The sequence below is a fragment of the Actinomadura sp. 6N118 genome, from assembly GCF_044326415.1.
In the GTDB taxonomy this organism is placed as follows: domain Bacteria; phylum Actinomycetota; class Actinomycetes; order Streptosporangiales; family Streptosporangiaceae; genus Spirillospora.
In genome coordinates, this window is record NZ_JBIRAZ010000008.1 from 334,788 (window position 1) to 361,770 (window position 26,983).

Here is a 26,983-nt window from a genome sequence, read left to right on the forward strand (position 1 = left end):
CGTACGAGGGAAAGTGCACATATGAGTCAACCTCGGCTGCTCGGCGGCCGCTACGAGCTCGATGGCGTCATCGGGCGCGGCGGCATGGCCGAGGTCTACCGTGCCCGAGACCTGCGCCTCGATCGTGTGGTCGCCATCAAGACCCTCCGGTCCGACCTCGCCCGCGACCCCACGTTCCAGGCCCGGTTCCGCCGCGAGGCCCAGTCGGCCGCGTCGCTGAACCACCCGTCAGTCGTCGCCGTGTACGACACCGGCGAGGACACGATCGGTGACACCTCGATCCCGTACATCGTCATGGAGTACGTGGACGGCAGCACGCTGCGCGACCTCCTCCGCGAGAACCGCGCGCTCATGCCCGAGAAGGCGCTGGAGATCACTGACGGCATCCTGCGTGCCCTCGACTACAGCCACCGCGGCCAGATCGTGCACCGCGACATCAAGCCGGCCAACGTGATGCTCACCCGCAATCACGATGTCAAGGTCATGGACTTCGGGATCGCCCGCGCCATGCACGACGCGGCGTCCACGATGACCCAGACGGCCCAGGTGATCGGCACCGCCCAGTACCTGTCGCCCGAGCAGGCCCGCGGCGAGCGCGTGGACGCCCGGAGCGACATCTACTCCACGGGCTGCGTGCTGTACGAGCTCCTCACCGGCCAGCCGCCGTTCACCGGCGACTCCCCGGTGGCGATCGCCTACCAGCACGTCCGTGAGGAGCCGGTCCCGCCGTCCCAGGTCGACCCCGAGATCCCCCAGTGGGCCGACGCCATTGTCCTCAAGGCGATGGCCAAGGACGCCGACCACCGCTACCAGAACGCCACGGAGTTCCGCCAGGAGATCCAGCGCGCCATCCACGGCCAGCCCGTCGCGTCCACCGCCGCCTCGACCATGCTCATGGGCGGCCAGCAGCAGCATCCGCAGGGCACCCAGGTCATGGGCGGGATGGCTCCGCGCACCCAGATGCAGGGCTCAGTCGGCACCGGCTACGACCTGCCGCCGGTCCAGTACGACGACCAGAACCTCGATCGTCGCGGGGGCGGAGGCAAGAAGGCCGCCCTCTGGATCACCCTGGCTGTCCTCTTCATCGGCGGCGCCGCCGTGATCGGAATGCTCTTGTCCGGCGGCGACGATAACAACGGCGTCGACCCGCCCAAGCAAATCGCCGTTCCGACCAACATCGTTGGCCAGACACAATCCGCCGCGACCAAGGCGATCGAGGACGCGGGACTGACGGTCGGCGAAACCACGGGGCAGTACAGCAGCAAGTACGATAAAGGCTCCGTCATAAACTCAAACCCGGCGCCGGGCGATAAGGTCCCGCCGGAGACCAAGGTGGCCCTCGTCATCTCCAAGGGCCCGAGGCCGCCCTCGACGGTCGAGGTCCCTGACGTCAAGGGCAAGTCCCAAACCGAGGCTCAGCAGGAGCTCACCTCGAAGGGCTTCCGGACCATCACCAAGCAGGAGAGCTCCAGCAGCGTTGAGCAGGGCAACGTCACCCGGACCAACCCGTCCGGCGGCGAACAGGCGAAGAAGAACTCGATCGTCACGATTTTCGTCTCATCCGGCACCGAGAACGTCCAGGTCCCGGACCTGTCCAACAAGAGCGCCAAGGCGGCCTGCAGTGAGCTGAGGCAGTTGCGGCTGAGGTGCGAGACCCAGATCCTGCAGCCGCCTGTGGGCACCACCGTCCCGCCGGGCTTCGTCTACCAGCAGACCCCTCCGGCCGGCTCCACGCTCGCCCAGGGCGAGACGGTGACCATCCTCGTCGCCCCCAAGCAGCAGCAGAGCCCGTCGCCCGGCATCACCCCGCCTGACCTCGGAGGCGACGGCTAACGTAGCCGTTCAGCGATAAAGGCCTCACCTCCTTCTTGATAGTTGGAGGTGAGGCCTTCTGGCTTCTGCCCGGGACTGCGGCGCGGCAGGGACCCGGATGCGAGGTGCTCGGACGCGGAAGGGGCCGGGCGCGGCAGGGCCAGGGCGCGGAAGGGCCCTGGACGCGAACGAGGGCTTCCGCCACTCGGGGGCAATGGCGGAAGCCCTCTGTCATGGTTTTCGGATCACGGGGGTCCGGTGTTACAGATTTCTCCCGGAAACTTCTCCCGAGATGGTCGAACGGCTCGCAGCGGGGGCGGTCATACGCTAGAAGCGCAGGTCGCGAGCCAGCTGCGGAGCAGGTCGTGGCCGTGGGCGGACAACACGGATTCCGGATGGAACTGGACTCCCTCGATCGGGCGGGCGCGATGGCGGAGCCCCATGTTCACGCCGTCGGGCGTACGAGCGGTGCTCTCCAAGTCCGAGGGGATCGTCGCGGGCTCCACAGCGAGCGAGTGGTAGCGGGTGGCCTCCAGGGGACTTGGGAGCCCCTGGAAGACTCCTCGGCCGTCGTGGTGGATCTGGCTGGTGTAGCCGTGGACGATCTCGGGGGACCGGGAGACGACCGCTCCGTAGACGTGGGCGATCACTTGATGGCCGAGGCAGACGCCCAGGAGCGGCGTGTGCCGTTCATGGGCGTGCCGGACGAGGTCCAGGCAGATCTCGGCGTCGGCAGGGTGGCCTGGCCCGGGACTCACCAGGATGCCGTCCACGGAGGCGTCGGCGAGCGTCACGTCCGAGCGGTCCTTCACCGTGCACTCGGCCCCCAGTTCGAGGAGGTACTGCACGATGTTGAAGACGAAGCTGTCGTGGTTGTCGACGACGAGGAGACGCACGCCCTCAGTGTGTCAGCGGCGGTCGGGGGCGGGGGATGACGGGGTGTTGATGACACCGCGGTCGAACTGGATCTTGGGTTCGAGCCATGGGAAGACCACGTACCAGAGGACGGCCGCGGCGGCGAGGATCAAGGCTGCGGCGATGGCGGTCTTGGCCTGCCACTGACCGGGCAGGTGGCGCCAGATCCAGGCGTACATGGCTCTCCTAGGCGCGGCGGGGCAGCTCGCCGGTCAGCTCACCGAAGATGATCAGTCGCTGGGCGGCGGAGTACTTGGGGTGGCATGTGGTGAGGGTGATCAGCGGCTTGCTGGGCTTGTCCTTGGGCTTCAACGGGACGGGCGCGGTGACCTCGACGGCGGAGGGCTTCACGATCCTCTTGCCGGTCACCTCGTAGACGTACTGCTTCTGCCGCGTGTCGATGAGGATCTTGTCGCCTGCCCGGAGCTCGGCCGCGCGGTTGAACGGGGCGGAGTAGGTCGTCCGGTGGCCCGAGACCACGAAGTTGCCGACCTCGCCGGGCAGGGCGCTTCCGGGGTAGTGGCCGGGGCCCTTGCGGAGGTCTGCGAGCTCGACGCCCTCGATGATGACGAAGCGGTACTTCGGACCGAAACGCGGGATTCGGATCATGGCCAGGCCCTTGCCGAGCTTGACCTTCTCCGTGGTGACGTTCGGCGCCTGCCAGCTGTTGAGGAGCTCCTTGTTGAGCAGGTCCTGCTGCTGGCGGGTGTATCGGCCGGTGCCCCAGAGCGTGTAGGTGACGAAGAGGAGCATGACCAGGCCGGCGGTGATGCACAGCTCGCCCAGGTTACGGATCAGAATCCGCACTGCGCGTCTCCTCCTATGGCACCGTCATCTCCGGGGAGCCGTCGCGGATGCCCCACGGCGGTGATCGTGAACGGCGGCGAGCAGACGACCCCTTGAAGGATCAGAGTATTGCCCATGCAGTTCCTGGAGATCACGCGTTGGTCCATAATTTGCGTTCCGGCCGCACCGCCCGTCCGGAGGGCGTTCCCGTCCGTCTGGTGTGTGACGAGGCCGTCCGGGCTGACCTGGCGGCCACAATCTTGTTGCCGCGCATCGTCCAGGGTCGCGTACCGCGAAAATCGCGCAACGCAGTGAATCCAGAGCGCACCGCAAGCACGTCGGCGCGGGTCTGAATCTCCTTGACTCGGGCGTCAAGGCGGCCGACCTGATGGGAATCGCTTCCATCTGATGGCGAAGCCGCTGGTAGTCGGCGGGTTCGTAGCGGGGCCGGCACTGCTCGGCGATGATCAGTGCCACAAGCGTGAGGCCGGGAATGATGCTTCCCCACGTTCGACGCCGTACGCTGCTCACCAGCGACTACGCTAAACGACAAAACACCCATGCGCGGACCGGCGCTCCGGCCGTCGCCCGCCCGAGGAGATCGATCCCACCGTGGCCAAGTCCAAAGTGCGCAAGAAGGCCGTCTACACGCCGCCGCAGAAGTCGAAGGCCCCCGAGGTCAGCCCTCGGTTCCTGGTCCCGACGATGATCACTCTCTGGCTGCTCGGACTAGCCTGGATCGCAGTGTTCTACGTGACGGCGAGCACAGGCACCGACGTACCGGTCATGAGCGACCTGGGCAACTGGAACCTGGGGATCGGCTTCACCGCGATCATCCTGGGCGTGATTCTTTCCACGCGCTGGCGCTGATCAAGCCGCCTACCCACATTCGGGTCGCGTAATCCACCAGAGTTATCCACACCCTGGGGATTTCCCGGCCAGTTTCCCACAGCTTTTTCCACAGGGAAGCATCTCGAGGGCCGCCGCCCACCCAAAGGCGGCGGCCCTCGCACGAACACCAAGCCCCCTTTGGCGACCCTCCACTCAGGTTCGCCGCCGGAGTCGCGCCCGACCTGGGCCACACCCGCTGAGTTGCGTCTGACCTGGGCCACGCCCGCCGACTGGCTCCCGACCTGGGCCAACGGGCCCTCGGCCCTCGGCGTTGAACGGGTTGTTGCAGCGGTACTTGCCAGATGACTCCAGCCCAGGAGCTGACCCGGGCCTCGCATTGTGGAGGCCCGGGCCAGGCTGGGTTAAGCCACCCCTGCCGTTAGGTCGGCCGTCTTGACCATCACCAGGACCGCGAACAGCACCAGGGTCAATACAGGTGCGGCGATGTGGACGAGTTGGCGTTGCTTGGCCGGAGCGTAGGCGTACGCCACTGCCAGAACGGCACCGGTGACCAGGCCGCCGATGTGCCCCTGCCAGGAGATCCCGGGGACCGCGAACGTGATCACCAGGTTGATTCCCAGGAGGAACACGATCGGGCCGACCTGGCCGCCGAACTTCCGGCCGATGATGAAGAACGCCCCGAACAGGCCGAAGATGGCGCCGGAGGCCCCGACCGCCGCCGAGCCCGGCTCGACGAGATAGAGCAGCACCGAGCCGCCCAGCCCGGACAGCACGTACAGCGCCACGAAGCGCCACCGGCCCAGCACCCGCTCCAGCTCCGGGCCGATCGCCCACAGGGCCCACATGTTGAACAGAATGTGGGTGATCCCGAACGAGCCGCCGCTGGGACGCTGGTGCAGGAACATCGACGTGAAGAGCCGGTACGACTCACCCTCGGCGACGCCCACCAGCCGGCCCTCGGGACCGATCGCGACGCCGAGCATCATGAAGTCCTCGACGACCTTCCACGAGGCCAGCTCGGCCAGATAGACCAGCACGCAGATGCCGATCAGCGAGTAGGTCACGATCGGCGTCGCCGACTCCGGGGCTTTGCCACCCAAGACGGTCCGGGCCCGGCGAACGTTCTTGTTGCCCTCCGCCACGCATTCGACGCACTGATGCCCGACCGCGGCGTCCCGCATGCACTCCGGGCAGATGTAGCGGTCACAGCGGGTGCAGCGCACGTACGTCTCGCGCCCCGGGTGCCGGTAGCAGGTCGGCACCGGAGTGTCCGACCCTGGCGAAGGGTTGGGGTCTGTGCTCATCGAGGCTCCGTTAGGGCCGACGCAGGGTCTCTCTAGGTACTACGACTGACGGCGGTCGATCGTCACCGACTCGATGACGACATCGTTCACCGGCTTGTCATTGCGACCGGTCGGCGCACTGCTGATCTTGTCGACGACGTCGGTGCCCTCGATGACCTTGCCGAAGATCGTGTGGCGGCCGGACAGGTGCTGGACCTGGCCGATGTTGTCGGTGGTGAGGAAGAACTGCGAGCCGTTGGTGCCGGGGCCGGCGTTGGCCATGGCCAGCAGGTACGGCTTGTTGAACTTCAGGTCCGGGTGGAACTCGTCCTTGAACTCGTAGCCCGGGCCGCCAGTGCCGCGGCCGAGCGGGTCCCCGCCCTGGATCATGAAGCCGGGGATGACGCGGTGGAAGATCGTTCCGTTGTAGAGCGGCGTGCCGGACTGCGACTCGCCGGTCTCGGGGTGCCGCCAGTCGCGGGTGCCTTCCGCGAGGCCGACGAAGTTGTCGACCGTGACGGGCGCCTGCTCCGGGTAGAGCTGGATGACGATCTTGCCAAGGGTGGTGTTGAGCGTCGCAAAGATTTGTTCAGCCACGGATGGCCGCCTCCTCGTCGGTATGGGCATATGCGGTTTCGGACACACACGTAGCCCTACTGTGCGTGACCCAATGATCTCGCACACAGGGTTTACCTTCCGCGCTTTGGGAAGGCTGCATGGCAGGACCTCGCAAACAGGGAGGTTAGCGTGTCCCTAATGATGAGTATCCGCCGGAAGCCGCAGGACGAAGTGCTCTCGCGGTTCGGGCGTGTGCGGGAAGCGTGTCGGCACGGAGCTGAATCGTGGCGGCAGAACGCGTCCGGCGCGGCGGATCGTATCGCCCCGGCGGCGCAGCGCACACGCGATGTCGCCTCCGACCGCATCATGGACGCTCGCGGCTGGAGCGCTCCCCGGATCGAGAACGCCGCCCGATATGTGGAGGGCGGACTCGCTCCACGGGTGGGCTCTTTTCTGTCAGATGTAGCCGGCAGAGTTGAGCCGCCCAAGCCCAGCCATCGCGGACGCAACATCACCGTTGTGATGCTCGCCGCCGTGGCTGCGGTCGGGATCGCCGGAGCGGTCATGACCAAGCGGAACTCCATGCAGTCGCTGATGGACGACGACATGAGCCAGCCGGAGCACGAGGCGTCGGCGAAGTCTGAAGCCAACAGCCACGCGCACACGCCGTAACCAGCGGCGAAGAAAGGCCCGGCCTGTGGAGGCCGGGCCTTTCTCATGCCCCTGCCCCCGTCCCCGCCGCCTGCCAGCGGTCCGCTTTTCGTATGCCGCGTACTCCCTACCAGCGATCGGCTTTCACACGCCGCGTACTCCCTACCAGCGGCCGGCTTTCACACGCCGCCTACTCCCTACCAGCGGCCGGCTTTCACACGCCGCCTACTCCCTGCCCGTGGCTGGCTTTCGCATGCCCCCTGGTCCCCTGTCAGTGGCTGGAAAGCGGAGGGGGCTTTGCCGGGTGAGGGCTACTAACCGGTACCTTGACATCCGCGCCGTTGCTGGCGGCCCCACGGCAGAGAGAGCAAGGTACACCGCATGCGTCCGAGATCCAGTTCGATCCGGCAGCTCTTGGCGGCCAAGGCCCGCCAGGGCGTGCATACGGCCGTACATCGCGGCTGGGAGTGGGTGCGGCGGCAGGGAGAGATCACGCCGCAGACGCCGGGTCGGCGGAAGTTCGCCTATCTGGGTGAGGGCGCGTGCATCGGGTTTCCGGTGGGGGCGATCTACGGAGAGCCCTGGATCTCGATCGGCGACCACACGTTGGTCGGTACGCATGTGACGATCTCGGCGGGGTTCGTGCCCGGGCTGGATCTTGGGCCGAACGTGATCGTGAAGATCGGGTCGGGCTGCTCGCTCGGGCGCGGCACGCACATCGTCGGGCACCAGTCGATCGAGATCGGCAACGATGTCTTCACCGGCCCGAACGTGTACATCACGGACCAGAACCACAGCTATGGCGATGTGGACGTGCCGATCGGGCGCCAGTGGCCGGAGAACAACCCCGTGGAGATCGGCGACGGATGCTGGATCGGCACCGGCGCGATCATCCTGCCGGGGACGCGGCTGGGCAGGAACGTGGCGGTCGCGGGCGGCGCGGTGGTACGCGGCGAATTTCCCGATCACTCGGTCATCGGCGGTGTGCCCGCCAAAGTTCTGCGCAGCCACGATCCGGAGGAAGGCTGGCAGCCACCGCTGCGCAAGCCCCCCTTGATCTCACTGGACGAGCTCGCCGCCCTGTCGGTCGACGGGCTTGACGGCCTCCAGATCCTTCAGGACAAGCTCCGCGAAGAGGCCGGATAGACCAGAGGCCCCGCCCAAAAGAGTCTGGGCGGGGCCTCACAGCCGTTCGTCAGTTGGTGCGGGCGGGACGGCGGTCGCCGCCCTCACGGCGCGGGCCACCACGGCGCCCGCCGTGCGACGCTGCGGCGCCTCCGCGACGCTCGCCACCACCGTACGAGCCACGCTCACCCCGGGGGGCGCGGTCGCCGCCGTACGAGCCACGCTCGCCGCCGCTGTATGAGCCGCGCTCGCCGCCGCCGTACGAGCCGCGCTCGCCGCGCGGGGAGCGGTCGCTGTACGAACCACGACGCTCGCCGTACGAGCCGGAGCCCTCGCGGCGCTGACCGCCGTCCTGGCGGTCGTACGACGGCCGGGAGGAGCGGCCGCTGAAGCCACGGCCACCGCCGCGACGGCCGCCGCCCTGGCGGCCACGGCCCTCACGCTTGGGACGCTCGGGGATGATCGGGCCCTCGATCGGGATGCCGGACGGCGTACGCGCACCGGTCACCTTGATCAGGTCGGAGTCCCCGGCGGTGACCCGCGTGCGGGGGGCGTGGATGCCCGCCCGCTTGGTCATCTGCTGGGTGGCTCGGACCTGGTGGGGCAGCACGAGCGTCACGACGGTGCCGCGCTCACCGGCGCGGGCCGTACGGCCGGCGCGGTGCATGTAGTCCTTGTGGTCGGCCGGCGGGTCGACGTGCAGGACCAGGCTGATGTCGTCGACGTGGATGCCGCGCGCGGCGACGTCAGTGGCGACGAGCACGTCGAACGAGCCCTCGTGGAACTCGGCCAGCGTACGTGTGCGCAGCCCCTGGCTCTTGCCGCCGTGCAGGCCCGCGGCCCGCACGCCCGCCTGGGCGAGCTGCTTGGCCAGCCGGTCCACCCCGTGCTTGGTACGGGCGAACAAGATGGTCTTGCCCTCGCGGTTGGCGATCTCGGCGGTGATCGCGGCCTTCTCCTTGGGCGCCACCAGCAGGAGGTGGTGGTCCATGGTGTCGACCGACTCATCGACCTGGCCGATGGCGTGGCGCACCGGGTCGTTCAGGTAACGCTTGACCAGGACATCGACGTCCTTGTCCAGGGTGGCTGAGAACAGCATGCGCTGCCCGCCGCGCTTGGCCTGGTCGAGGATGTCGGTGACGTCGGGCAGGAAGCCCATGTCGGCCATGTGGTCGGCCTCGTCCAGCACGACGATCTCGATGTCGCCAAGATCACATGCGCCCTGGCGCATGAGGTCCTTGAGCCGGCCGGGGGTGGCGACGAGAATCTCGACGCCGCGCCGCAGCGCGTCGATCTGCTTGAACATCGAGGTCTGGCCGATAACGGTCTTGAACCGCAGGCCGAGCGTGCGTCCGAGGGGTTCGAGGTTCGTCTGCACCTGCTGAGCGAGCTCGCGGGTGGGGACGAGGATGAGGCCGAGCGGGCGCTTGGGCGCGGCCTTCTGGCCGGCCAGCCGGGCCAGCATCGGCAGCCCGAAGGCCAGGGTCTTTCCGGAGCCGGTCTTGCCACGACCGAGCACGTCATGGCCGGCCATCACATCGGGGATGGCGGCGGCCTGGATGGGGAACGGTGCCTCGATGCCCTGGCGGGCCAGCGCGCTCACCAAAGGCTCGGGCAGACCGAGCTCGGCGAACGTGGGGACCGCGGGAGAGTCGTCAGCCGTCAGGCCGGACTCGGGCAGGGCATTACCAGCAGGCAGGGTTGTCACGCATTACCTTCCGAGAGGGGGGCACGTCTCGGGAGGCACCACAGTCGGATCTGTGGCCTGCAAGGACGAGCCTGGCGCTTGGGCGCCGTAAGAGTGATTTGTTCAGTCTAACGTTCCGGGGCTACCTCTTTATGCCCAGGTCTCATCTGGGACCTCCTTCTCCAGCGCCCCAAGAGCTTTTTTTATTCCCATAGAGCCATCCCGCACCATCGCGATCCACTTCGTGGAGAGCGCATTGCGCTGGGCGCGGGAGCGCGACATGGACGTGTGACCGGTGCTCCTCAGCGCAGGAATCTCGTCCCCGCTCTTGGGCGATTCACGAGCCGGGTGACCCGTGAGCAGTAGGCGGATCTGATCTGCAGCCTCTGGGACGCGTCTGATCCGCGGACTCTGGGAGGCGCTGGACGACGAGTTCCTGGGGACTAAGCGATTTTACCTGCAAGCGCGTCTGAATCAGTACGACGGCATGGACATCGAACGTGACATACCGCTCACTATGGCCGACGGCGTGCGGCTGCAGGCGACATCCAGCGGCCCACACTGCGCGGGCAGGTGGTGCCCGACAGGCTCCCGCTGCTGAACGCATGTTCCCAGCGCTGAACGCTGGTCCCCTGTGCTGAACATGGTCGCGGCGAGTTGCCGGCTTGGGGGCCCTTCGGCTGGCAACTCGCCGCGTTTCAGCTCACCCCGTTTGGGAGCCGACTCTTAGACACTGCTACCTGGAGTCCCTGCGAACAATCCCGGGATCCACGTACACAACCCCGTAACCAGGCGCGGCGAGCACGGTGAAACGCACTCAGCAAGCGCAGGAGATGCCGGAGATCGGGGCCGTGAGGGGATCGGCGTCGCGACGCGTCACCAGGCCTGCGCCGGTCTCGACCGGGAAGCCCTCGCGCGCCCAGTACTCGAAGCCACCGATCATCTCCTTGACGGCATAGCCGAGCTTGGCGAACTCCAAGGCGGCCTTCTGCGCACCGTTGCAGCCGGGACCCCAGCAGTAGACGACCACCGTCACGTCCCGCTCGATCAAGCCGGCCGCACGCTCGGCGATCTCCGCGGTGGGCAGATGGATGGCGCCTTCCACGTGGCCCTGGTTCCAGCTCTCGGCGCTCCGCGAGTCGACGACCACGATGCCGGACGCGCCAGCCGCCAGGTCGACGGCGACATCGGACACGTCGGTCTCGAACGCCAGCCGGGCCGCGAAGTGCGCGAGTGCCTCAGCGTTGGCGGCGGCAGGGATCTGAGTGACGGCTGACGTGGTAGTGATCATTTGATGTGACTCCTTGACCTGGCGTTTCTCCCCTACGAACGCATCAATGGTCGCGGCCAGGGCAGGCCCCCGGCCAGTGGCATGAATGCCCTCTACCGATAAGATCTCGCCATGCAGCACACGATGCAGCTCGCCAAACGGCACACGATCTCCGTTCTGGCCTTCGACGGCATGGCGCCGTTCGAACTCGGGTCCGTGGTGGAGGTGTTCGGGCTGCCCCGGCCCGAGCTCGACGTTCCTTGGTACGACTTGCGGGTCTGCTCACTCGAACGCGGCCCCATGCGGGCGGTCGGCGGCTTCACCATGACCGTCGAGAACGACCTCGACGTCTTCGCCGCCGCGGACACGGTCATGGTCGTGGCCGTTCCGGATGTACGCGGCGAGGTGCCCCCTCAGGTCGTCACCGCACTGCGCAGCGCACACGACCGAGGCGCCCGCGTCGTCTCGATCTGCTCAGGCGCCTTCGCCCTGGCGGCTGCAGGCTTGCTGGACGGACGCGAGGCGACCACCCATTGGCAGTACGCGGCGCTCCTGCAACAGCGGTACCCAATGATTCACGTGAATCCAGACGTCCTCTACGTGGACGGCGACGACATCCTCACCAGCGCCGGCAGCGCCGCAGGGCTCGACCTGTGCCTTCATCTTGTACGCAAGGACCATGGCGCAAGAGTGGCCAACGCGGTCGCCCGCCGCCTGGTCATCCCGCCGCATCGAGACGGCGGCCAAGCGCAGTTCGTGGAGGCCGCAATCACCGAGCGTGCCGCAGACGACGCGGTGGCCCGTGCCATGGCATGGGCGCTGGACCACCTCACCGGCCCCATCACGGTTGCCGACCTGGCCCGCCAGGCGCACCTCGCTCCCCGCACGTTCATCCGCCACTTCAACCGGCAGACCGGCACCAGCCCCCTGCGATGGGTCATCACCCAGCGCATCATGGCCAGCCTGCCCCTCCTCGAAGGCGGTGCGATGCCCATCGAGGAGATCGGCGCGGCGGTCGGCTTCGAAAGCCCGGTCACCTTCCGGCACCACTTCACCCGCGCCATGAAAACTTCGCCCTCCGCCTACCGCCGTACCTTCCGCGCCACCGCCTCCTAACCGCACGCACCACGAACCCTGCGCCTAACTGCGCGACCCCTGTGCGGGCGTACGGGCGTGGTGGAGGAGCGCCAGCCAGATCAGGGCTGCCCCGGCCGAGAGCAGATCCAGGTTGATGGAGATTGTGACGAAGCCGAGAACGACCAGCACCGGGCTGAGGATGCTGCCGACACTGCGCTGGCTGACCACGGCGAGTTGAACGAGCAGCACCATCAGGCCGAGCATGAAGAACATCGGGCCTATCTCGTACACCACCTGTGGCAGCACGGCCGGGACGTCGGCGTACTCGCCCGAGAGCTTGCGCTTCTCGGCGGAGTCCGCCGCCTGGAGCCCCACGACGATGTCGACGATCGCGACGCGGATGAACGTCGCCAGCCCAGCGAGCGCGGCCCCTGCGGCGATGTTGGCGGTCAACCTGCGGGCCATGCCGCCCGGAGGCACCCGGCGGCGGAGCCCCACGATCACCGGGCCGTACAGAAGCAGGGCGCCCAAGAAGAGCAGGTGCCCCACCGTCCAGGCGGTGCCCGGTCCATGGTGGCCGTCGCGGCCGTCGATGAGCCTGACCAACCCGTACGCGAGCATGAGCGCGGGCGCGAGGTGGAAGGCGATCCGGGTGAACGCGAGGGAGGGGGAGTTGTGCGGGCGCGTTTCGGTCGGGGAGTCCTGCGGCTGATGCCTGGCCGTGGCCGTCATGTTGGCTCCAGAGGATTCGAGACGTGCGTGCTTACGTTCTCGATCCTCTGAAAACGGCTGCTTTCTGTGATCGCCACCGCGAGCGGTCTTGGGCCATCGGTGGCGCGGGGGAGCCGGGACGGTCGGCTCCCCCGCACGACGGAGGGCGCCGGGATTCACGAATGGACGGAAGGCGCCGGGATTCAGGAACGGGCGGAGGACGCCGGCGTTCAAGGACAAGCGGAGGACGCCGGGGCTCAGGAACGGAAGGCAGGCGCCGAGATCCAGGAAGGGGCGGTGGGCGCCCGGGTTCAGGAACGCGCGGATGTCGCTGGCATTCAGGAAGGGGCGGAAGGCGCCGGGGTTCAGGAGGGTTCGATGAGGCGTGTTTCGTAGGCGGCTATGACGGCTTGGACGCGGTCGCGCAGGCCGAGTTTGGACAGGACGTTGCTGACGTGTGTCTTCACGGTGTGTTCGCTGACGACCATCGCGGCCGCGATCTCCGCGTTCGACAAGCCACGGCCCAGCAGGCGAAGGGTCTCGCGTTCCCGGCCGGTGAGTACGGCTAGCCGGTTTGAGGGCGTGTTCCCGGAGCGTGGGCGGTTGCGCGTGATGTCCGAGATCAGCCGACGCGTGACGGCCGGGGCGAGCAGCGACTCCCCCGCCGCCACCACGCGCACCGCGTGGACGAGGTCGTCGCGGCGGACGTCCTTGAGCAGGAAGCCGCTGGCACCCGCGTAGAGCGCGTCGTAGACGTAGTCGTCCTGGTCGAACGTGGTCAGCATGATCGCGCGGGCGCGGGTCTCGGCACAGACGACCTTCGCGGCCTCGATGCCGTCCATGCCGGGCATCCGGATGTCGAGGAGGACGACGTCCGGATCGTTCTCCCGTACGGCGGCGATCGCGGCGGCACCGTCGCCTGCTTCGGCGACCACCTCGATGTCCGGCTGCGCGTCGAGGATCATCATGAAGCCGCTGCGGACGAGTTCCTGGTCGTCGGCCAGCACCACGCGAATCACGAGGCGACCGCCGAGGCCGAGGCCGTGTTGTCGAGGCCGACCGCGCCGGCGCCTCCGGCGTGGGGGAGCCGCGCGGTCACGTGGAAGCCGCCGTCCTGCATCGGACCCACCTCGGCCCGTCCGCCGCAGGCGATGGCGCGTTCGCGGATGCCGATCAGGCCGTCACCGCCGCGCCGCCAGCCGGCTGCGGCGTCCTGGCCTCGCCCGTCGTCGGTCACCGTGATCTCCAACTCGTCGTCCTTCCAATGGAGCCGTACCGCTGCGACGGAGGCCCCGGCATGCTTGACCGTGTTGGTGAGCGCCTCTTGCACGATCCGGTAGGCCGCGACGTCGGCGTCGGCTGGCAGGGCGCGAGGGTCGCCGGTGACCTCCAGGTCCACGCGCAGGTGTGTACGTCTGACTTGGTCCAGGAGGTCGGGGAGGGCACTGACGGTCGGCTGAGGCGCACGTACCCCGAAGTCCTGTTCCTCTTTGAGCACGCCCAGCATTCGCCGCAACTGTGTCATCGCGTCGCGTCCGGCGTCGGCGATCGCGTCGAAGGCTCGTTCAGCCTGGTCAGGATCGGTGCGGACGACCACGGGACCGGCCTCGGCCTGAACGACCATGATGCTGACGGCGTGAGCGAGCACGTCATGCATGTCGCGCGCGATCCGTGCCCGTTCCTCCGCCGCTGCCCGCGCCGCGTCAGCCTCCCGTTCACGTTCCAGACGTACGGAGCGTTCCATCAAGGCGTTCGAACGCTCCCGCGCAGTGCGGGCAAGCATGCCCAGCAGGAAGGCGCACATCGGCAGGAGCAGCGTGAACATGAACTCCCCCGCGTTGTTGCCCTTGATGAGGAGCGAGCTGGGCGGGGTGGTCACGACGAGCACGCTGATGACACCCCAGCGCTGCCAGCGTCGGCGTCCCAAGTCGGCCAACGTGTAGATCGCCACGAGCGCGCCGTACTGCAACATCTGGCCCGGCCGGTGGTACGCCGAGACCAGCATGGCGAAGGTTGCCACGATCAACATGACCGCGAACGGGGCACGACGCCGCCAGATGAGCGGCAGGATCGTGCCGAGGTTCAGCACCACCCCCAGCGGCGTCACCACGGGCGCGGTCGCGAACGGGACAGTCACTGGAACGGCGACCGCGGTCGCCACCAGCACGTCGAGGAGATAGCCGTCGCCCTTGCGAAGGCGGGCAACGAGGAGGCGGAGCCGATCGCGCATCTGCCCAGTATCGGCATGAAACCCCTCGCCACACCTCGCTCGCACGAGGGATTCCGTGCTGTGAGGAGTTCCGTGCCGGTAATTGACCGGTCAGGCGGAGCGTCTCAGTGGCGGTTCCTGAACGGTGACGCCGCCGAGCAAGGAGAACGCTCGGACGCGCACGGTGGGGACGTCGGGATCGACCTGACCGCACTCGCCGCCGTCATCGTCTTGGCCGCCGCCGGCGCCGAAGAGGCCGACCGCGAGCGCACCGAGCAGCCCACGGCGTTCCAGCACCACTCGCACGCCCCGGGGAACGCACACCGAGACGCCGCCGAGCAGGGAAATTTTCGTCAGCGTCACCTCCGGAGCAGCGATGTCGGCTTCGCGCATATCGAGGTTGGTGCCGCCGATGACGGCGAGTGACACCAGATGGCGGTCCATGCGCCAGCGGCCGTGACGGCGTAGCCCGCCCATCGCCGTCACATGCCATTCGGTACGGATTTCGGGAGCGTCACCCTGCGCCGGAAGGTCGTCGAGGAGCCCTTCGAGCTCGGCGCGGGTCCGCGCCCACTGCGCGTCCTCGACCCGCTCACTGAACTCCTGCAGGCTCAGCAAACCCTCGCCGCACGCATGGTTCAACCGCGTGATGACGGCGTTGCGTTCGGCGTCCGATGCCACCCTCGCCGAACGACCCGCGCTCGCCTCCTCGCTGTGGTCCTTCATAACGGCTCCCTACCCAGAGCAGATACGTATAGCCCAGCGCAAACAAGCCAGAGCAACGGACAGCGAGGTCACAGGGAGCGTTATCGGGTCGGGACGGCGCCGCGTAGCGGGTTGGGGGCGCGGCGCGTAGCGCGTCGGGAGGGCGGCGCGTAGCGGGTTGGGAGGGCGCTCGGCAAGCTGCGTGGGGGATTGCTCTCGGTGACCGCGCCGGGGACTGGCCGTTGCCGCGAGTGCAGTTTGTGGGCTGGCACGACCGGGGCATCATCCCTTACCGGTTACGCCTGCTGACCCTCCGTCACCAAGGAGCCCTCGGCCGTCCCCCACAACGGAAGGCATGTCAATGTCACAGCCCTTTGAGCTGCCGGATTTCTATATGTCGTACCCCGCGCGGATCAACCCGCATCTCGAAATGGCACGTGAGGAGTCCAAGGTATGGGCGCGTGAGCTCGGGATGCTGGAGGGCTCGGGCATCTGGGACGAGGCGGATCTCGACGCCCACGACTATCCCCTGCTGTGCGCGTACACCCATCCGGACTGCGACGGCCCGGAGCTGACACTGATCACCGAGTGGTACGTCTGGGTGTTCTTCTTCGACGACCACTTCCTGGAGCTCTACAAGCGCACGCACGACCGCGAGGGCGGCAAGGCGCACCTCGACAGGCTGCCCGCATTCATGCCGATGGACCTCGCCGCCGGAACACCCGAGCCGACCAATCCCGTAGAGGCGGGCTTGGCGGATCTGTGGGCGCGGAGCGTACCCACCATGTCCATGGCGTGGCGCGCGCGCTTCGCCAAGAGCACGGCGCACCTTCTGAACGAGTCGCTCTGGGAACTCTCCAACATCAACGCACGCCGCATCCCCAACCCCGTCGAGTACATCGAGATGCGCCGCAAGGTGGGCGGGGCGCCTTGGTCCGCCGGACTCGTGGAACACGCGGCACGAGCCGAGGTGCCAGCCACAGTCGCCGACTCCCGGCCCTTGCAGGTCTTGCGCGACTCGTTCTCGGACGCTGTGCACCTCCGCAACGATCTCTTCTCGTACCAGCGCGAGACGGAGGACGAAGGAGAACTGGCCAACGGTGTCCTCGTCCTGGAGACGTTCCTCAACTGCACGACCCAGGAGGCCGCGGACGCGGTCAACGACCTGCTCACCTCGCGCCTCCAGCAGTTCGAGCACACCGCCCTCACCGAGCTGAGCCCGCTCTTCGCCGAGAAGGGACTCGACCCGGCGTCGTGCGCCAAGGTGCTCGCGTACGTCAAGGGCCTCCAGGACTGGCAGTCGGGCGGTCACGAGTGGCACATGCGCTCCAGCCGCTACATGAACAAGAAGGCCGCCACCACCTCGGCGTTCCACTTGGGCGTCGGCATGAACGAGCTCAACGGCCTCGGCATGTCGGCGGCGAACATCAAGGCGTTGCTGAGCAGGCTCCGCGGCTTCACGCACACGCCGTACGAGAGGGTCGGGCCGTCGCGGATTCCCGACCTCTACATGCCGTTCACTACCACCCTCAGCCCGCATCTGAACGCCGCGCGCCGCAACCTGGTCGAATGGGCGGGCAGGATGGGGCTCCTCCATCCGCAGCCAGGCGTGCCGGGCTCAGAGATCTGGGACGCGGACAAGCTCGCGGACTACGACCTCCCGCTGTGTGCCGCAGGCCTCCATCCCGACGCCTCCCCCGAAGAACTCGACCTCACGTCTGGCTGGTTGACCTGGGGCACGTACGCCGACGACTTCTATCCCGTGGCTTTCGGCCGTACGCGGGATCTGGCCGACGCGAGGCTGTGCAATGAGCGGCTTCGCCTGTTCATGCCGACTCAGGGCCCGGCAGTGGACGCTGCGGACATCGAAGGCCCACAGGTGGACGCCGCAGACACCGAAGCCCCGCAGGTAGACGGCGCAGACATCGATGGTCCGCGGGCGGACGCCACGGACATCGCAGGCCCGCGGGTGGACGACGATGGCCCGCGGGTGGACGACGATGGCCCGCGGATGGACGGCGACGGTCCAGTGGCGGACGGCGAAGGTCCGGGGATGGACGGCGATGGTCCGCTGGTGGACGGGAAGTCCATCGAAGGCCCGTCGCTCGCCAACAAACCAGACACGGCGGAGGTTGCGCCGGAGGCGGTCGGAGCCGTGCCCGTGACAGCGCTGGAACGAGCGCTGGCCGACCTGTGGGCGCGTACGGCCGGGCCGATGTCGGTGAGCGCGCGCGAGAAGTTCCGCGCCGCGATCGAGGAGATGATCGACAGCTGGCTCTGGGAGCTCACCAACCAGGCGGAGAACCGGATCCCGGACCCGGTCGACTACGTCGAGATGCGCCGGAAGACCTTCGGCTCCGACCTCACCATGAGCCTCTGCCGGCTAGCCCATGGCCGTCGGGTGCCGCCGGAGATCTACGCAAGCGGCCCGATGTGTTCGCTGGAGAACGCGGCCATGGACTACGCCACCCTCGTCAACGATGTCTTCTCGTACCAGAAGGAAATCGAGTTCGAGGGCGAGGTCCACAATGGCGTCCTCGTCGTCCAGAACTTCTTCCAGTGCGACTACCCCACCGCGCTGTCGATCGTCGCTGACCTGATGACCTCGCGGATGCGCCAGTTCCAGTACGTGGCCGAGCACGAACTGCCCATCCTGTACGAGGACGCCAAGCTGAGCCCAGAAACCCGCAAGGCTCTCGACGAGTACGTGGTGGAGCTCCAGAACTGGATGGCCGGGATCCTGACCTGGCATCACGGTTGCGAGCGCTACACGGAGTCTGCCCTGTTCCGCCACCACAAGGCCTCGCCGTTCGGCCGCCACAAGGCCTCGCCGTTCCGCCACCATAGGCCCTCGCCAAGGACCGCGACCCCACCTGCGCCGCAGAAGCCAAGCCTCGGCCCTACGGGTCTTGGCACTTCCGCAGCACGCCCGCTCTCTGCCACGCGTCCAACCTCCCCCCAATGAAGTTTTGGGCACAGCCGGCCCGCCCCCGGCCGGCTGTGCCCTGCCAAACCGGCCCCGAGATGGGCGATGGACCGGGGCCACGCCTCGGCGACCGAATGCTTTCGGCAAGCCAAACCCCAGCGGACTTCAGAGGCTTTGGGCCCAGCGGCGAAGCTCGGCGACGGCCTCGTCGCGGGTGAGGGAGCCGCGTTCCAGGTGAATCTCCTGGAGGTGCCGAATCGCGGCCCCCACCAGTGGGGAGGCGGGGATGCCGAGTACGTCCATCACTGCCCTGCCGTCCAGCACCACGGGCACATCGTCACGCCTGACATACGTTTCACGTTCAGCAGCGGCGCGTGCGTCGGCCTCCCGCTGCGCGCGGCGTGCCGCCTCCCAAGCGTCGTAATCGGCGGCGTCCAGAGCGCGCAGTCCCGCCCAGCGCCAATCCTCCATATCGCGTGCCTGCCCGAAGCCGACCGTGTCGAAGAGGTCGAACGGACCCACTTCGACGGCCCCCAGACGCGCGAGAACGGCATTGATCGGCCAGCTCTCACGCGGCCTCTTTGAGCTCCAGGCGTGCTCGGGCCCCCAGGTCTGCCGGCCGTTCTCCCACAGGGCAGCGGTCTGGTTGCCGCTACCACCGAAGAAGTCCGCTTCCACGTAGGCGACCCGGCCACCGCGTGACCAGTCTTCCAGCACCTCGGCGAACGCCGGTGACATGAACACGAACGGCCCGTCCCCCCGCCGTTCGTCGGTCAGCTCGTCGAAGATCTCGTGGGTCACCGGCAGCAGTCCCAGACGTTGCTCAAGCGGCGCCACCACCGCACGCGGCAAATCGCCCGTCAGCAACCTGAGCCGGTCGAAGTCACCGACAACGCCGTAGAGCACGTATGACATGTCGGCACCCTAAAGCGGACAGCGGACAGCGGACAGCGGACAGCGGACAGCGGCACTCCAGTCGGCGAGACGCACCATCCCCTGCATCGGACCCCTGCACCCGGGCTGAACGGACGTTGGTCTGGCTCGCCCTGACATTGGTATGGCGCGCCCTGACAAGCCTGCGCCGACGCGCACGGCGCCGGACCCGTGGCGGCGTCGTTATGGGTTATTTGTCCGCTTGAGGGAAGTGCGTGGAGCGGCGATCGTCCACAGCAAAGCCCCTACAGCAGAGTTGGACAATTGCCGTAATTTCGGCATCTATGCCCACTTGCCCCGCAATACTCAACAGCATCGTCAATCGCAGGAGATCCGACTATGACTGATCCGCCTCCGATTCCCCCCGAGGCCGCGCCCGACGCGCACCACGCCACGGAACCCGACGAGGACCAGGTCCTTGTGGACATCTACGGCGAACCCGATCCCGACGGCTTCTACCGCGGGGGCGGCTGATGGGCAGCGCTTCAGCAATGATCGCCGAGGCCCGCAAATGGCTGGGCACCTCGGGCCGCCCCAACGCCCTCACCCGCGCGTACGCCTCGCGCCACGGCAACGGATTCCTCCGCGCCGCCTGGTGCGACATGGCGGTCACGGAATGGGCTCGCAGGTCCGGCAACGCCGACGCCGTGCTCCCCGCCGGAGACCGCGCCTACACCGTCTGGCACGCGCAGGACTTTCAGAAGATCAAACGCTGGTACACCGGCACCACCGCCAACATCGACAAAGCCAAGCCGGGTGACATCGTCTTCTTCGACTGGGGCTCCTCCAACACCATCGGCGCCATCGACCACGTCGGCATCGTCGAAAAAGTCCTCGGCGGCGGACGCCTCCAGACCATCGAAGGCAACACCAGCGACGCCTGCAAACGCCGCGTCCGTTCCGCCTCATCGATCGCCGGCTACGGCCGTCCCGCCTACACCGCGTACAAGTGGAACGGCAAGGCGCCGGCGGCCACTCTGCGCCGCGGGGACATCGGTGACCGCGTGCGTGACCTGCAGAACGCCCTGATGAAGGTCCGGGAGCGGCTGCCCAAGTACGGCGCCGACGGTGACTACGGCACCGAGACCGTGGACGCCGTCACCTCGTTCCAGCGCAAGAACAACATCAGCGAGACGGCCGGGGTCTATGGCTCCCGCACCGCGGCCGCGCTCCAGAAGGCTCTTTCCCCCCGTCCCTCTGAGGAGGACGACGAAGTGCGGTACTACGGACAGCTCAACAACGGCCCCGCCGCGATCACCCCGATCTCGATCCACCCAGGTGACGCCACCGCGATCGGTTTCTGGGGCGACAACGGGATCCAGCAGCTCCCGCCGGCCAACATCCGGGTCGCGATCCACGACGCGAAGGGCTGGTACTCGGAGATCCTGGTCGTCGACTCCGCCAAGCCCAAGCCGTGGATCCGGTTCCGCGATCCCAAGACGACCGACGGTGTCAGCATCCGGCGCGAGGACGACGGCGCGGTGGCCGTCGCCTGGGACGCCTCCTGAACAACCCCACGAACGCCCCGACCACGACTGGGTCGGGGCGTTCCTCCTGTCGGAAGGGGACGCGGCCCCTGCTGGACGGGACGCGGCCCCCTGTCGGAAGGGATGCGGCCCGCTGTTGGACGGGATGCGGCCCGCTGTTGGACGGGACGCGACTCCCTGTAGGACGGGGATGGGCCCCTCCCTGCCGAGGCCATGTTGGACGGGACGCGGCCCGCTGTTGGACGGGGATGCAGCCTCATGTTGGACGGGGACGCGGCCGTGAACGATTCTCCGGGCTAGCGCCAAGGCCGTTCAATCAGCGATTTCGCGTTGTGGTCGAGGACGCTCGCCGGCATTACCGCGGCGTGGCAACGGTGCCGCGACCGCTCGCCGAATTGACTTCCTTTGGGGCGGAGTCCTGGATGGCTTGGATCAGCGCAACAGTGGCGGGTGGGTCAGGTGGATCGCCGTAGGTGACGGTGTAGAGCCGGCGGGTGAAGCTGGTGAGTTCGGTGGTGTGGATGTCGGGTCGGCGGTGGGCTTGCAGCGCGAGTCCGGGCAGGGTGGTGACGCCCTTGCCTGCGGCGACTAGCGCCTGCACGACGACCATGTCATCGCTGAGTGATGCGATGCGTGGAGCGAAGCCATGTCGCCGGCACAGCGTGATCAGCTCCTCCTGGCATCGTTCGCAACCGCCGATCCATGCGGAGTGGCGATGGTTGGCGATGTCGTCATCGGGTCGCTGGCTTACGAGGTAGACCGGGTCGTTGCCGATGTGGACGAGGCGAAATCCCTCTTCCTCGGCCGGGGCGTCGGCGTACCGGAAGACGAGCGCGACGTCGATTTCGCCCTGTCGCAGCATCTGCAGCGCTTCGACCGGGTGACGTTCGATCAGGATCAGCTCGAGTCCTGGATGCGCCTGGTCCAAGAGGGCGGCTGCCTTCGGCACGATCGTGCTCAGTGTCGACGCGTTGGCGGCGAGGCGAACCCGCCCCGTCCGCAGACCGACCTGCGCGGCCAGCTCGTTGGTCGCCGCGTCGACCCGTCCCACGATCTCGGTGGCCCGGCTGGCCAGCAGCTCGCCCTCAGGGGTCAGCCGGATCCCACGCCCCACCCGCTGGATGAGTTTGACGCCGGTGGCCGCTTCCAGGCGGGACAGGTGATGACTCACCGACGGCTGCGAGTAGTGCAGCTCCCTCGCCGCCTCGGTCACGGACCCGTGTCGCGCCACCGCGGCGAGCACCTTGAGATGGACCAGGTTCAGCATAGATTAAGGATATCAATGTAAATTTCGAAGATTGACATTAGACGTCATCTATATATCCGTCCATGCTCTCTGGTGAGGGCGCCGGACAGCGGCGCCGAGCCGACTGAGGAGGCATGATGAGCAAGCTCAGGTGTCACATCTCGATCTCGCTGGACGGTTTCGTCGCCGGCCCGAACCAGAGCGAGGAGAACCCGCTCGGCGAGGGTGGCGATCAGCTCCACGACTGGGTGGTTCCGCTGGCCGCCTTTCGCCAAGCGCACGGCGAGCAGGGGGGCGAGGTGAACGCGAGCACACCGGTATTCGAGGAGTCGATCCAGAACATCGGCGCCGCGCTGATGGGCAGGAACATGTTCGGCCCCATCGGCGGTGGCGCCTGGGGCGACGAGCAATGGACGGGCTGGTGGGGTGACAACCCGCCCTACCACTACCCCGTGTTCGTCCTCACCCATCACTCGCGTGATCCGGTGGAGATGGAGGGAGGGACGACGTTCCACTTCGTCACCGACGGACTCGAGTCCGCGCTCGAGCAGGCAAAGAAGGCGGCCGGCGGCAAGGACGTCATGCTGTGGGGCGGCGGCGACGTCGCTCGGCAGTACCTGGCAGCGGGACTGCTGGACGAGCTCGAACTGCACGTCGTTCCGGTGCTGCTCGGTGGCGGTTCTCGCCTCCTTGACAACCTCGGGGACGCGGACGTTCGACTCGAGCAGGTCCGAGCCGTCGAGGCTCCCGACGTCACCCACCTCAAGTACCGGATCTTGCCGGGTGCTTCATCGTGATCGACGTAGCGATCATCATTGGCAGCACCCGCCCAGGACGCAAGGGTGAAGCGGTCGCCGGCTGGGTCCATGACCGTGCGGTCAAGCGCGGCGACGCCAGGTTCGAGGTGGTGGACCTGGCCGACTTCGCACTTCCATCCCTGGACGAGCCGATGCCGGCGATCACTGGCCAGTACGCCCAGCCGCACACCCACACGTGGGCAGCGAAGATCGCCTCGTTCGACGCGTATGTGTTCGTGACACCCGAGTACAACCACTCGGCACCGGGCCCGCTCAAGAACGCGATCGACTTTCTCTACGCGGAGTGGACCAACAAGGCGGTCGGATTCGTCGGCTATGGAAGCGCCGGCGGCGTCCGCGCCATCGAACACCTGCGGCTGGTGATGAGCTGCCTCCAGGTCGCCCACGTCAGCGCGCAGGTGGAGCTGTCGCTGTTCTCCGATTTCGAGGACTTCACGGCCTTCCACCCGGCTGGACGCCACGAAGACACCCTCACCACCCTGCTGGACCAGGTCATCGCCTGGAGCAGCGCGCTGAAGCCACTGCGCACAGGAGAACACCATGGAGCCTGATCGCTTGCAGACCTTCATCGACGACGTGGGACTCGTCGTGAGCAGCACCAACGACGAGCACGAGATCACAACACGGATCGCCGAGCAGCTCTCCGCTCTACTGGCCGACGGTTACCGGCTTCCGCCGGAGGTCACGCGATCATCGTCCGTGCGTCACGTGACGTATCCGCTCTACATCGCTCCCGACGAGAGCTGGTCGATGGCGTCCGTGGTCTGGGACGTGGGCCAGCGGACCAACGTACATTCGCACGACACATGGGGCGTCGTCGGCATCTACGCGGGAGTCGAACACGAGTTTCGGTACCTCAAGCCGACGGAGTCCACCGCGTGCGTGCCACTGACACCGGCTGGCGAAGCACGGTGGGAGCCCGGGCAAGTGACCGTCTGCTGCACCACCGACGACGACGTCCATGCCGTAGCAGCCGTCGGCAGCGAACCCACCATCGGGATCCACGTCTACGGCGGCAACATCGGCACGATCAGACGGCGGTCGTACGACCCCGCCACCGGCGAAACCCACTCGTTCGTCTCCGGCTGGGACAGCCCCGAGGACGTACCCCAAGTGCTTAACCAGTAGCCGCCGCGGCCAACCAAGACCGCAGTCACTGTCTCAGCCTGGTCGACGTGCCGGGTCGTTCATTATCTGGAGTCGTCCGGACGCCCGAGGCTCTCACCTGCAGTTGTGCCTTGTGGACGAGGTCCGGAAGGCGGATGTGATTGGCGCGAAGGCGCCAGCCTCGCGGTCGGGGACTGTCACTCAAGCGTCGTCTGTGGGGCCGACGTGGGGAAGCAGGTGGTGCTGGCCAATGCGGTGGGCAGGTCGTGCTGGCCAATGCGGTGGGAGGGATGTGCGCCGGTGGTTGGGCGGCGAGGCGGGTTTGCTGGTCTGTGCGTGAAGAAGATTTCGGGTTCCGGCTAACAAGGGGTGACCGCCGATACGCGTCCTGGAAGGCCGGATATGACAGGGAGCCACCGATGACACCCTCGACGCGCGCCGTCCGCGTGCCGAAAGGGTCTTGGCATGAGCCTGAACGATTCGCCGAGATCTACGACGAGTACTTCCCCCAGATCTACCGGTACGTGGCGGCGCGGCTCGGCCGTGACGACGCCGCCGATATCGCCGCTGAGACGTTCCTGGCCGCGTACCGCAGCCGGGACCGGTTCGACCCGGAGCGCGGTGCCCTGCGGCCCTGGCTTTACGGCATCGCCACCAACCTGGTCGGCCAGCACCGGCGCACCGAGAACCGCCGCATGGCGGCGATCGCGCGGCTCGGCACGGGGGCCGCGGCCGCCGGGCACGAGGAGCGGGTCGTGGAACGCCTCACCGCCGAGGGCATGCGTCCTCGGCTGGCGGCGGCCGTGGCCGCGCTGACCGAGGGCGATCGGGACGTGCTGTTGCTCGTCGCGGTCGGTGGCCTGGGCTACGAGGAGGTCGCGGCGGCGCTGGAGATTCCCGGGGGGACGGTCGGATCGCGGATGAGCCGGGCTCGAAGGAAGCTGCGGGAGGCGCTGGGCCGGATCGATCACACCGAGGAGGAGTCCCATGGATGAGCTGACGATGGTCGCGGAGACGTTCGACGAGGGAGGCCCGTCCGCCCAGGAGACCGATGCCGGGCGGCGCCGCCTGGAGGAGCTGATGCGGCCAAAGCCGCGCAAGCGGCCGTGGCGGCTGCAGTTCGGGCTCGGGCTGGGCTTGGTCGCCGCGGCCACCGCCGCCGTGGTCGTGGCCGCGTCCCTCGGGGAAGGGGAGGCGGGCCCGGTGCTGTCTGAAGAGCAGGCGGCGGAGCAGCATCTTCAGGCGCGGACGTTCCTGCTGGCCGCCGCGACGAGGCTGGAGGCCGGGACGGCTCTGAAGGCCGAGCCGCCTCTGAAAGCGGGCCGCTACTGGCGGCAGCGCACGCTCCGGGGACAGGCGTGGCGCGTCGTCCCCAAGGACGGGGGCTACGTGATCTACACGGAGGTGGAGAGCGACGTCTGGCAGCCACGAACGGCATCGGGCCGGGGTTACTTCGCCGAAAAGGCCAAGCCGGTGGGGCCGCGGACGCCCGAGGACATGGCGGCGTGGCGCAAGGCCGGGTCCCCGGCGCGCTGGCGGGCCGAAGCCGACGGTGACCGCCTCAACCTGACCATCGACAACAAACCGCTGGAGCCGCACCGGCCCAGCTACCTCATCCTGAACCCGAACACCGAGCCGCCGAGCGTGGAATCCCGGCTCACCTCCGGTGCGGACCCGGCCGCGTTCGTCGCGATGGTCCGCCGGGACGCCGGTTTCGTGGACGGCAGCGCCAACGAGCTGATGATCGGGGCCCGCTACATCGGCGACCAGCTGGCGGCGCCGAAGTCTCGGGCGGCGGTGCTGCGGATGCTGGCCGGGCTGTCCGGCGTCCGCTCCATCGGGACGGTCCAGGACGCGTGCGACCGTAAAGGCGTGGCCCTGGCCGCGCCGTGGGTCGACCGGACCGACGGGTCAGTCGTGGAGTACCAGCTCATCCTGGATCCAAAGACCAACCACGTGCTCGGCGACCAGATGATCCTCAAGAAGGCGGGACCGACCGGCATGCGGCCGGGCATCCGCTTCGACTACACCTGCATGCTCAGCGAGGGTTGGACGAACGAGACGCCGCCTCGCGGTTGAACGAGGAGACCCCGCAATCGCGGGCGCACTACCCGCATTCGACCCCAGGCGCATCACCTGTCCCTTCCACGCGCGCACCCACCGCGGGTGGGAGGGGTGCGGAAACTTCTCGTCAGAGGCCCGCGGCCGCGTCCGCCTGAATATGCAGGTCAGAAGCCAGAGCTCGACGAAAACCGGCCCGCGCAGCAAGGTCGTCTGACGCGGCCGGGCATTGGTTCGCAGGTGACCGTACCCGGCCACTGGCCCCGCATAGTCCATCTGAGTGATCGGGTCTCCCCCTCTGCTTCCCTGTGGCGGACACTGGGCAGGTGACCCTTGCGCGGTGGTTCAAGAGCGAGCGAGCGGAAGCCCTCGAGCAGTCCAAAGCGCGTTTGGAGGCGATGCCGCCAGATGTACGAAGCGTGTTCTTGTTGGTTGCGATTCTGCACTCTTTCCTCGTGATCTTCCTGTTGGCGGCATGGGTGAGCTTGCTCGGAATCTGGGGCATACGCATAGCAAGACGACGACAGCACATGAGTGCATGGCGGGCTGTATTGGCTGGGATTCCTCTGTCCGGCCTCTTTGGGCTCGCCGTTGCCGAAGTAGCCCTGTCACGCTTTCGCAAGCACACATGGGAGCTGACCGACATCAAGCGCGACGAATCTGCTGCAGAAGACAGCCCCAACCCTCCCGCCTGATCTGCCGTTCAAGAGCAGGACTTTGCACGGGCGCCATCCGGCAGCCCTCGGCACCTTCGTGCAGCAGTC

General features: G+C 67.6%; 28 protein-coding genes. 14 read left to right on the top strand and 14 right to left on the bottom strand.

Going from position 1 to position 26,983, the window contains the following annotated elements; genetic code table 11:
- Nucleotides 1-21: 21 nt before the first annotated feature.
- The gene (gene pknB / locus ACH34W_RS23055) at nt 22-1,833 is read left to right on the top strand and encodes a Stk1 family PASTA domain-containing Ser/Thr kinase (protein WP_395963042.1); all 1,812 of its coding nucleotides are present in this window, start codon (nt 22-24) and stop codon (nt 1,831-1,833) included.
- A 299-nt stretch (nt 1,834-2,132) separates the two neighbouring features.
- Here the strand turns inward: pknB and ACH34W_RS23060 are convergent, their stop codons facing one another.
- From ACH34W_RS23060 to ACH34W_RS23075, 4 genes are read right to left on the bottom strand one after another with little or no spacing between them, the layout of a single operon-like run.
- Nucleotides 2,133-2,708 (bottom strand): anthranilate synthase component II, encoded by a 576-nt coding sequence (locus tag ACH34W_RS23060; RefSeq protein ID WP_395963043.1) that lies wholly within the window; start codon nt 2,706-2,708, stop codon nt 2,133-2,135.
- Between the two features lie 12 nt (nt 2,709-2,720).
- Nucleotides 2,721-2,906: a hypothetical protein gene (locus ACH34W_RS23065; protein WP_395963044.1), complete on the bottom strand. Its 186-nt coding sequence runs from the start codon at nt 2,904-2,906 to the stop codon at nt 2,721-2,723.
- A gap of 7 nt (nt 2,907-2,913) precedes the next feature.
- On the bottom strand, nt 2,914-3,534 hold the full coding sequence (locus tag ACH34W_RS23070) for a class E sortase (protein WP_395963045.1): 621 nt from the start codon (nt 3,532-3,534) through the stop codon (nt 2,914-2,916).
- A complete protein-coding gene (locus ACH34W_RS23075; RefSeq protein ID WP_395963135.1) occupies nt 3,522-3,830 on the bottom strand; it encodes a DUF881 domain-containing protein in 309 nt (102 codons plus the stop codon). The genes ACH34W_RS23070 and ACH34W_RS23075 overlap by 13 nt, the downstream gene beginning before the upstream one ends.
- Before the next feature lie 295 nt (nt 3,831-4,125).
- On the opposite strand from ACH34W_RS23075, the gene ACH34W_RS23080 reads away from it, so the two are divergent.
- The gene (locus tag ACH34W_RS23080) at nt 4,126-4,383 is read left to right on the top strand and encodes a cell division protein CrgA (protein ID WP_395963046.1); all 258 of its coding nucleotides are present in this window, start codon (nt 4,126-4,128) and stop codon (nt 4,381-4,383) included.
- A 383-nt stretch (nt 4,384-4,766) separates the two neighbouring features.
- Here ACH34W_RS23080 and ACH34W_RS23085 read toward each other — a convergent pair whose 3' ends face one another.
- Nucleotides 4,767-5,669 carry a rhomboid family intramembrane serine protease gene (locus ACH34W_RS23085; RefSeq protein ID WP_395963047.1) on the bottom strand — a complete coding sequence of 301 codons (903 nt, stop codon included), beginning with the start codon at nt 5,667-5,669 and terminating at the stop codon, nt 4,767-4,769.
- A gap of 39 nt (nt 5,670-5,708) precedes the next feature.
- Nucleotides 5,709-6,275, bottom strand: a complete 567-nt coding sequence (locus ACH34W_RS23090) for a peptidylprolyl isomerase (RefSeq protein ID WP_395963048.1) — start codon at nt 6,273-6,275, stop codon at nt 5,709-5,711.
- Between the two features lie 129 nt (nt 6,276-6,404).
- Here ACH34W_RS23090 and ACH34W_RS23095 point away from each other — a divergent pair, with 129 nt between their 5' ends.
- Together ACH34W_RS23095 and ACH34W_RS23100 are read left to right on the top strand one after the other, a co-directional pair.
- A complete protein-coding gene (locus ACH34W_RS23095) occupies nt 6,405-6,878 on the top strand; it encodes a hypothetical protein (protein ID WP_395963049.1) in 474 nt (157 codons plus the stop codon).
- A gap of 360 nt (nt 6,879-7,238) precedes the next feature.
- Complete coding sequence (locus tag ACH34W_RS23100) at nt 7,239-8,003, top strand: acyltransferase (protein ID WP_395963050.1); 765 nt, start codon at nt 7,239-7,241, stop codon at nt 8,001-8,003.
- A gap of 49 nt (nt 8,004-8,052) precedes the next feature.
- Here the strand turns inward: ACH34W_RS23100 and ACH34W_RS23105 are convergent, their stop codons facing one another.
- A complete protein-coding gene (locus ACH34W_RS23105) occupies nt 8,053-9,690 on the bottom strand; it encodes a DEAD/DEAH box helicase (RefSeq protein ID WP_395963051.1) in 1,638 nt (545 codons plus the stop codon).
- Between the two features lie 796 nt (nt 9,691-10,486).
- Nucleotides 10,487-10,960, bottom strand: a complete 474-nt coding sequence (locus tag ACH34W_RS23110) for a rhodanese-like domain-containing protein (RefSeq protein ID WP_395963052.1) — start codon at nt 10,958-10,960, stop codon at nt 10,487-10,489.
- A 111-nt stretch (nt 10,961-11,071) separates the two neighbouring features.
- Between ACH34W_RS23110 and ACH34W_RS23115 the strand changes: the two genes are divergently transcribed.
- A complete protein-coding gene (locus ACH34W_RS23115; protein ID WP_395963053.1) occupies nt 11,072-12,055 on the top strand; it encodes a helix-turn-helix domain-containing protein in 984 nt (327 codons plus the stop codon).
- 24 nt (nt 12,056-12,079) lie between these two features.
- On the opposite strand, the gene ACH34W_RS23120 is transcribed toward ACH34W_RS23115, so the two are convergent.
- The 4 genes from ACH34W_RS23120 to ACH34W_RS23135 form a co-directional block, all read right to left on the bottom strand.
- Nucleotides 12,080-12,748 (bottom strand): hypothetical protein, encoded by a 669-nt coding sequence (locus ACH34W_RS23120; protein WP_395963054.1) that lies wholly within the window; start codon nt 12,746-12,748, stop codon nt 12,080-12,082.
- A 344-nt stretch (nt 12,749-13,092) separates the two neighbouring features.
- On the bottom strand, nt 13,093-13,746 hold the full coding sequence (locus ACH34W_RS23125) for a response regulator (protein WP_395963055.1): 654 nt from the start codon (nt 13,744-13,746) through the stop codon (nt 13,093-13,095).
- Nucleotides 13,743-14,957, bottom strand: coding sequence for a sensor histidine kinase (locus ACH34W_RS23130; RefSeq protein ID WP_395963056.1), 1,215 nt, complete (start codon nt 14,955-14,957; stop codon nt 13,743-13,745). Before ACH34W_RS23130 ends, ACH34W_RS23125 begins: the two co-directional genes overlap by 4 nt.
- A 90-nt stretch (nt 14,958-15,047) precedes the next feature.
- The gene (locus ACH34W_RS23135; protein ID WP_395963057.1) at nt 15,048-15,662 is read right to left on the bottom strand and encodes a DUF1707 domain-containing protein; all 615 of its coding nucleotides are present in this window, start codon (nt 15,660-15,662) and stop codon (nt 15,048-15,050) included.
- A 340-nt stretch (nt 15,663-16,002) separates the two neighbouring features.
- Here ACH34W_RS23135 and ACH34W_RS23140 point away from each other — a divergent pair, with 340 nt between their 5' ends.
- Complete coding sequence (locus ACH34W_RS23140) at nt 16,003-18,606, top strand: hypothetical protein (protein ID WP_395963058.1); 2,604 nt, start codon at nt 16,003-16,005, stop codon at nt 18,604-18,606.
- 126 nt (nt 18,607-18,732) lie between these two features.
- On the opposite strand, the gene ACH34W_RS23145 is transcribed toward ACH34W_RS23140, so the two are convergent.
- A complete protein-coding gene (locus tag ACH34W_RS23145; RefSeq protein ID WP_395963060.1) occupies nt 18,733-19,482 on the bottom strand; it encodes a hypothetical protein in 750 nt (249 codons plus the stop codon).
- 357 nt (nt 19,483-19,839) lie between these two features.
- On the opposite strand from ACH34W_RS23145, the gene ACH34W_RS23150 reads away from it, so the two are divergent.
- Nucleotides 19,840-19,974 carry a hypothetical protein gene (locus ACH34W_RS23150; protein ID WP_395963061.1) on the top strand — a complete coding sequence of 45 codons (135 nt, stop codon included), beginning with the start codon at nt 19,840-19,842 and terminating at the stop codon, nt 19,972-19,974.
- Complete coding sequence (locus ACH34W_RS23155) at nt 19,974-21,008, top strand: CHAP domain-containing protein (RefSeq protein WP_395963062.1); 1,035 nt, start codon at nt 19,974-19,976, stop codon at nt 21,006-21,008. Before ACH34W_RS23150 ends, ACH34W_RS23155 begins: the two co-directional genes overlap by 1 nt.
- 334 nt (nt 21,009-21,342) lie before the next feature.
- Here ACH34W_RS23155 and ACH34W_RS23160 read toward each other — a convergent pair whose 3' ends face one another.
- The gene (locus ACH34W_RS23160; RefSeq protein WP_395963063.1) at nt 21,343-22,254 is read right to left on the bottom strand and encodes a LysR family transcriptional regulator; all 912 of its coding nucleotides are present in this window, start codon (nt 22,252-22,254) and stop codon (nt 21,343-21,345) included.
- A 116-nt stretch (nt 22,255-22,370) separates the two neighbouring features.
- On the opposite strand from ACH34W_RS23160, the gene ACH34W_RS23165 reads away from it, so the two are divergent.
- From ACH34W_RS23165 to ACH34W_RS23190, 6 genes are all read left to right on the top strand, one after another.
- Entirely contained in the window at nt 22,371-23,030 is a 660-nt protein-coding gene (locus ACH34W_RS23165) for a dihydrofolate reductase family protein (RefSeq protein WP_395963064.1), read from the top strand.
- The gene (locus ACH34W_RS23170; RefSeq protein ID WP_395963065.1) at nt 23,027-23,602 is read left to right on the top strand and encodes an NADPH-dependent FMN reductase; all 576 of its coding nucleotides are present in this window, start codon (nt 23,027-23,029) and stop codon (nt 23,600-23,602) included. The genes ACH34W_RS23165 and ACH34W_RS23170 overlap by 4 nt, the downstream gene beginning before the upstream one ends.
- A complete protein-coding gene (locus ACH34W_RS23175) occupies nt 23,592-24,179 on the top strand; it encodes a hypothetical protein (RefSeq protein WP_395963066.1) in 588 nt (195 codons plus the stop codon). The genes ACH34W_RS23170 and ACH34W_RS23175 overlap by 11 nt, the downstream gene beginning before the upstream one ends.
- Before the next feature lie 398 nt (nt 24,180-24,577).
- Nucleotides 24,578-25,153 (top strand): RNA polymerase sigma factor, encoded by a 576-nt coding sequence (locus ACH34W_RS23180; protein WP_395963067.1) that lies wholly within the window; start codon nt 24,578-24,580, stop codon nt 25,151-25,153.
- The gene (locus tag ACH34W_RS23185; RefSeq protein WP_395963068.1) at nt 25,146-26,237 is read left to right on the top strand and encodes a hypothetical protein; all 1,092 of its coding nucleotides are present in this window, start codon (nt 25,146-25,148) and stop codon (nt 26,235-26,237) included. The genes ACH34W_RS23180 and ACH34W_RS23185 overlap by 8 nt, the downstream gene beginning before the upstream one ends.
- A gap of 308 nt (nt 26,238-26,545) precedes the next feature.
- Nucleotides 26,546-26,914 (top strand): hypothetical protein, encoded by a 369-nt coding sequence (locus ACH34W_RS23190; protein ID WP_395963069.1) that lies wholly within the window; start codon nt 26,546-26,548, stop codon nt 26,912-26,914.
- Nucleotides 26,915-26,983: the final 69 nt, after the last annotated feature.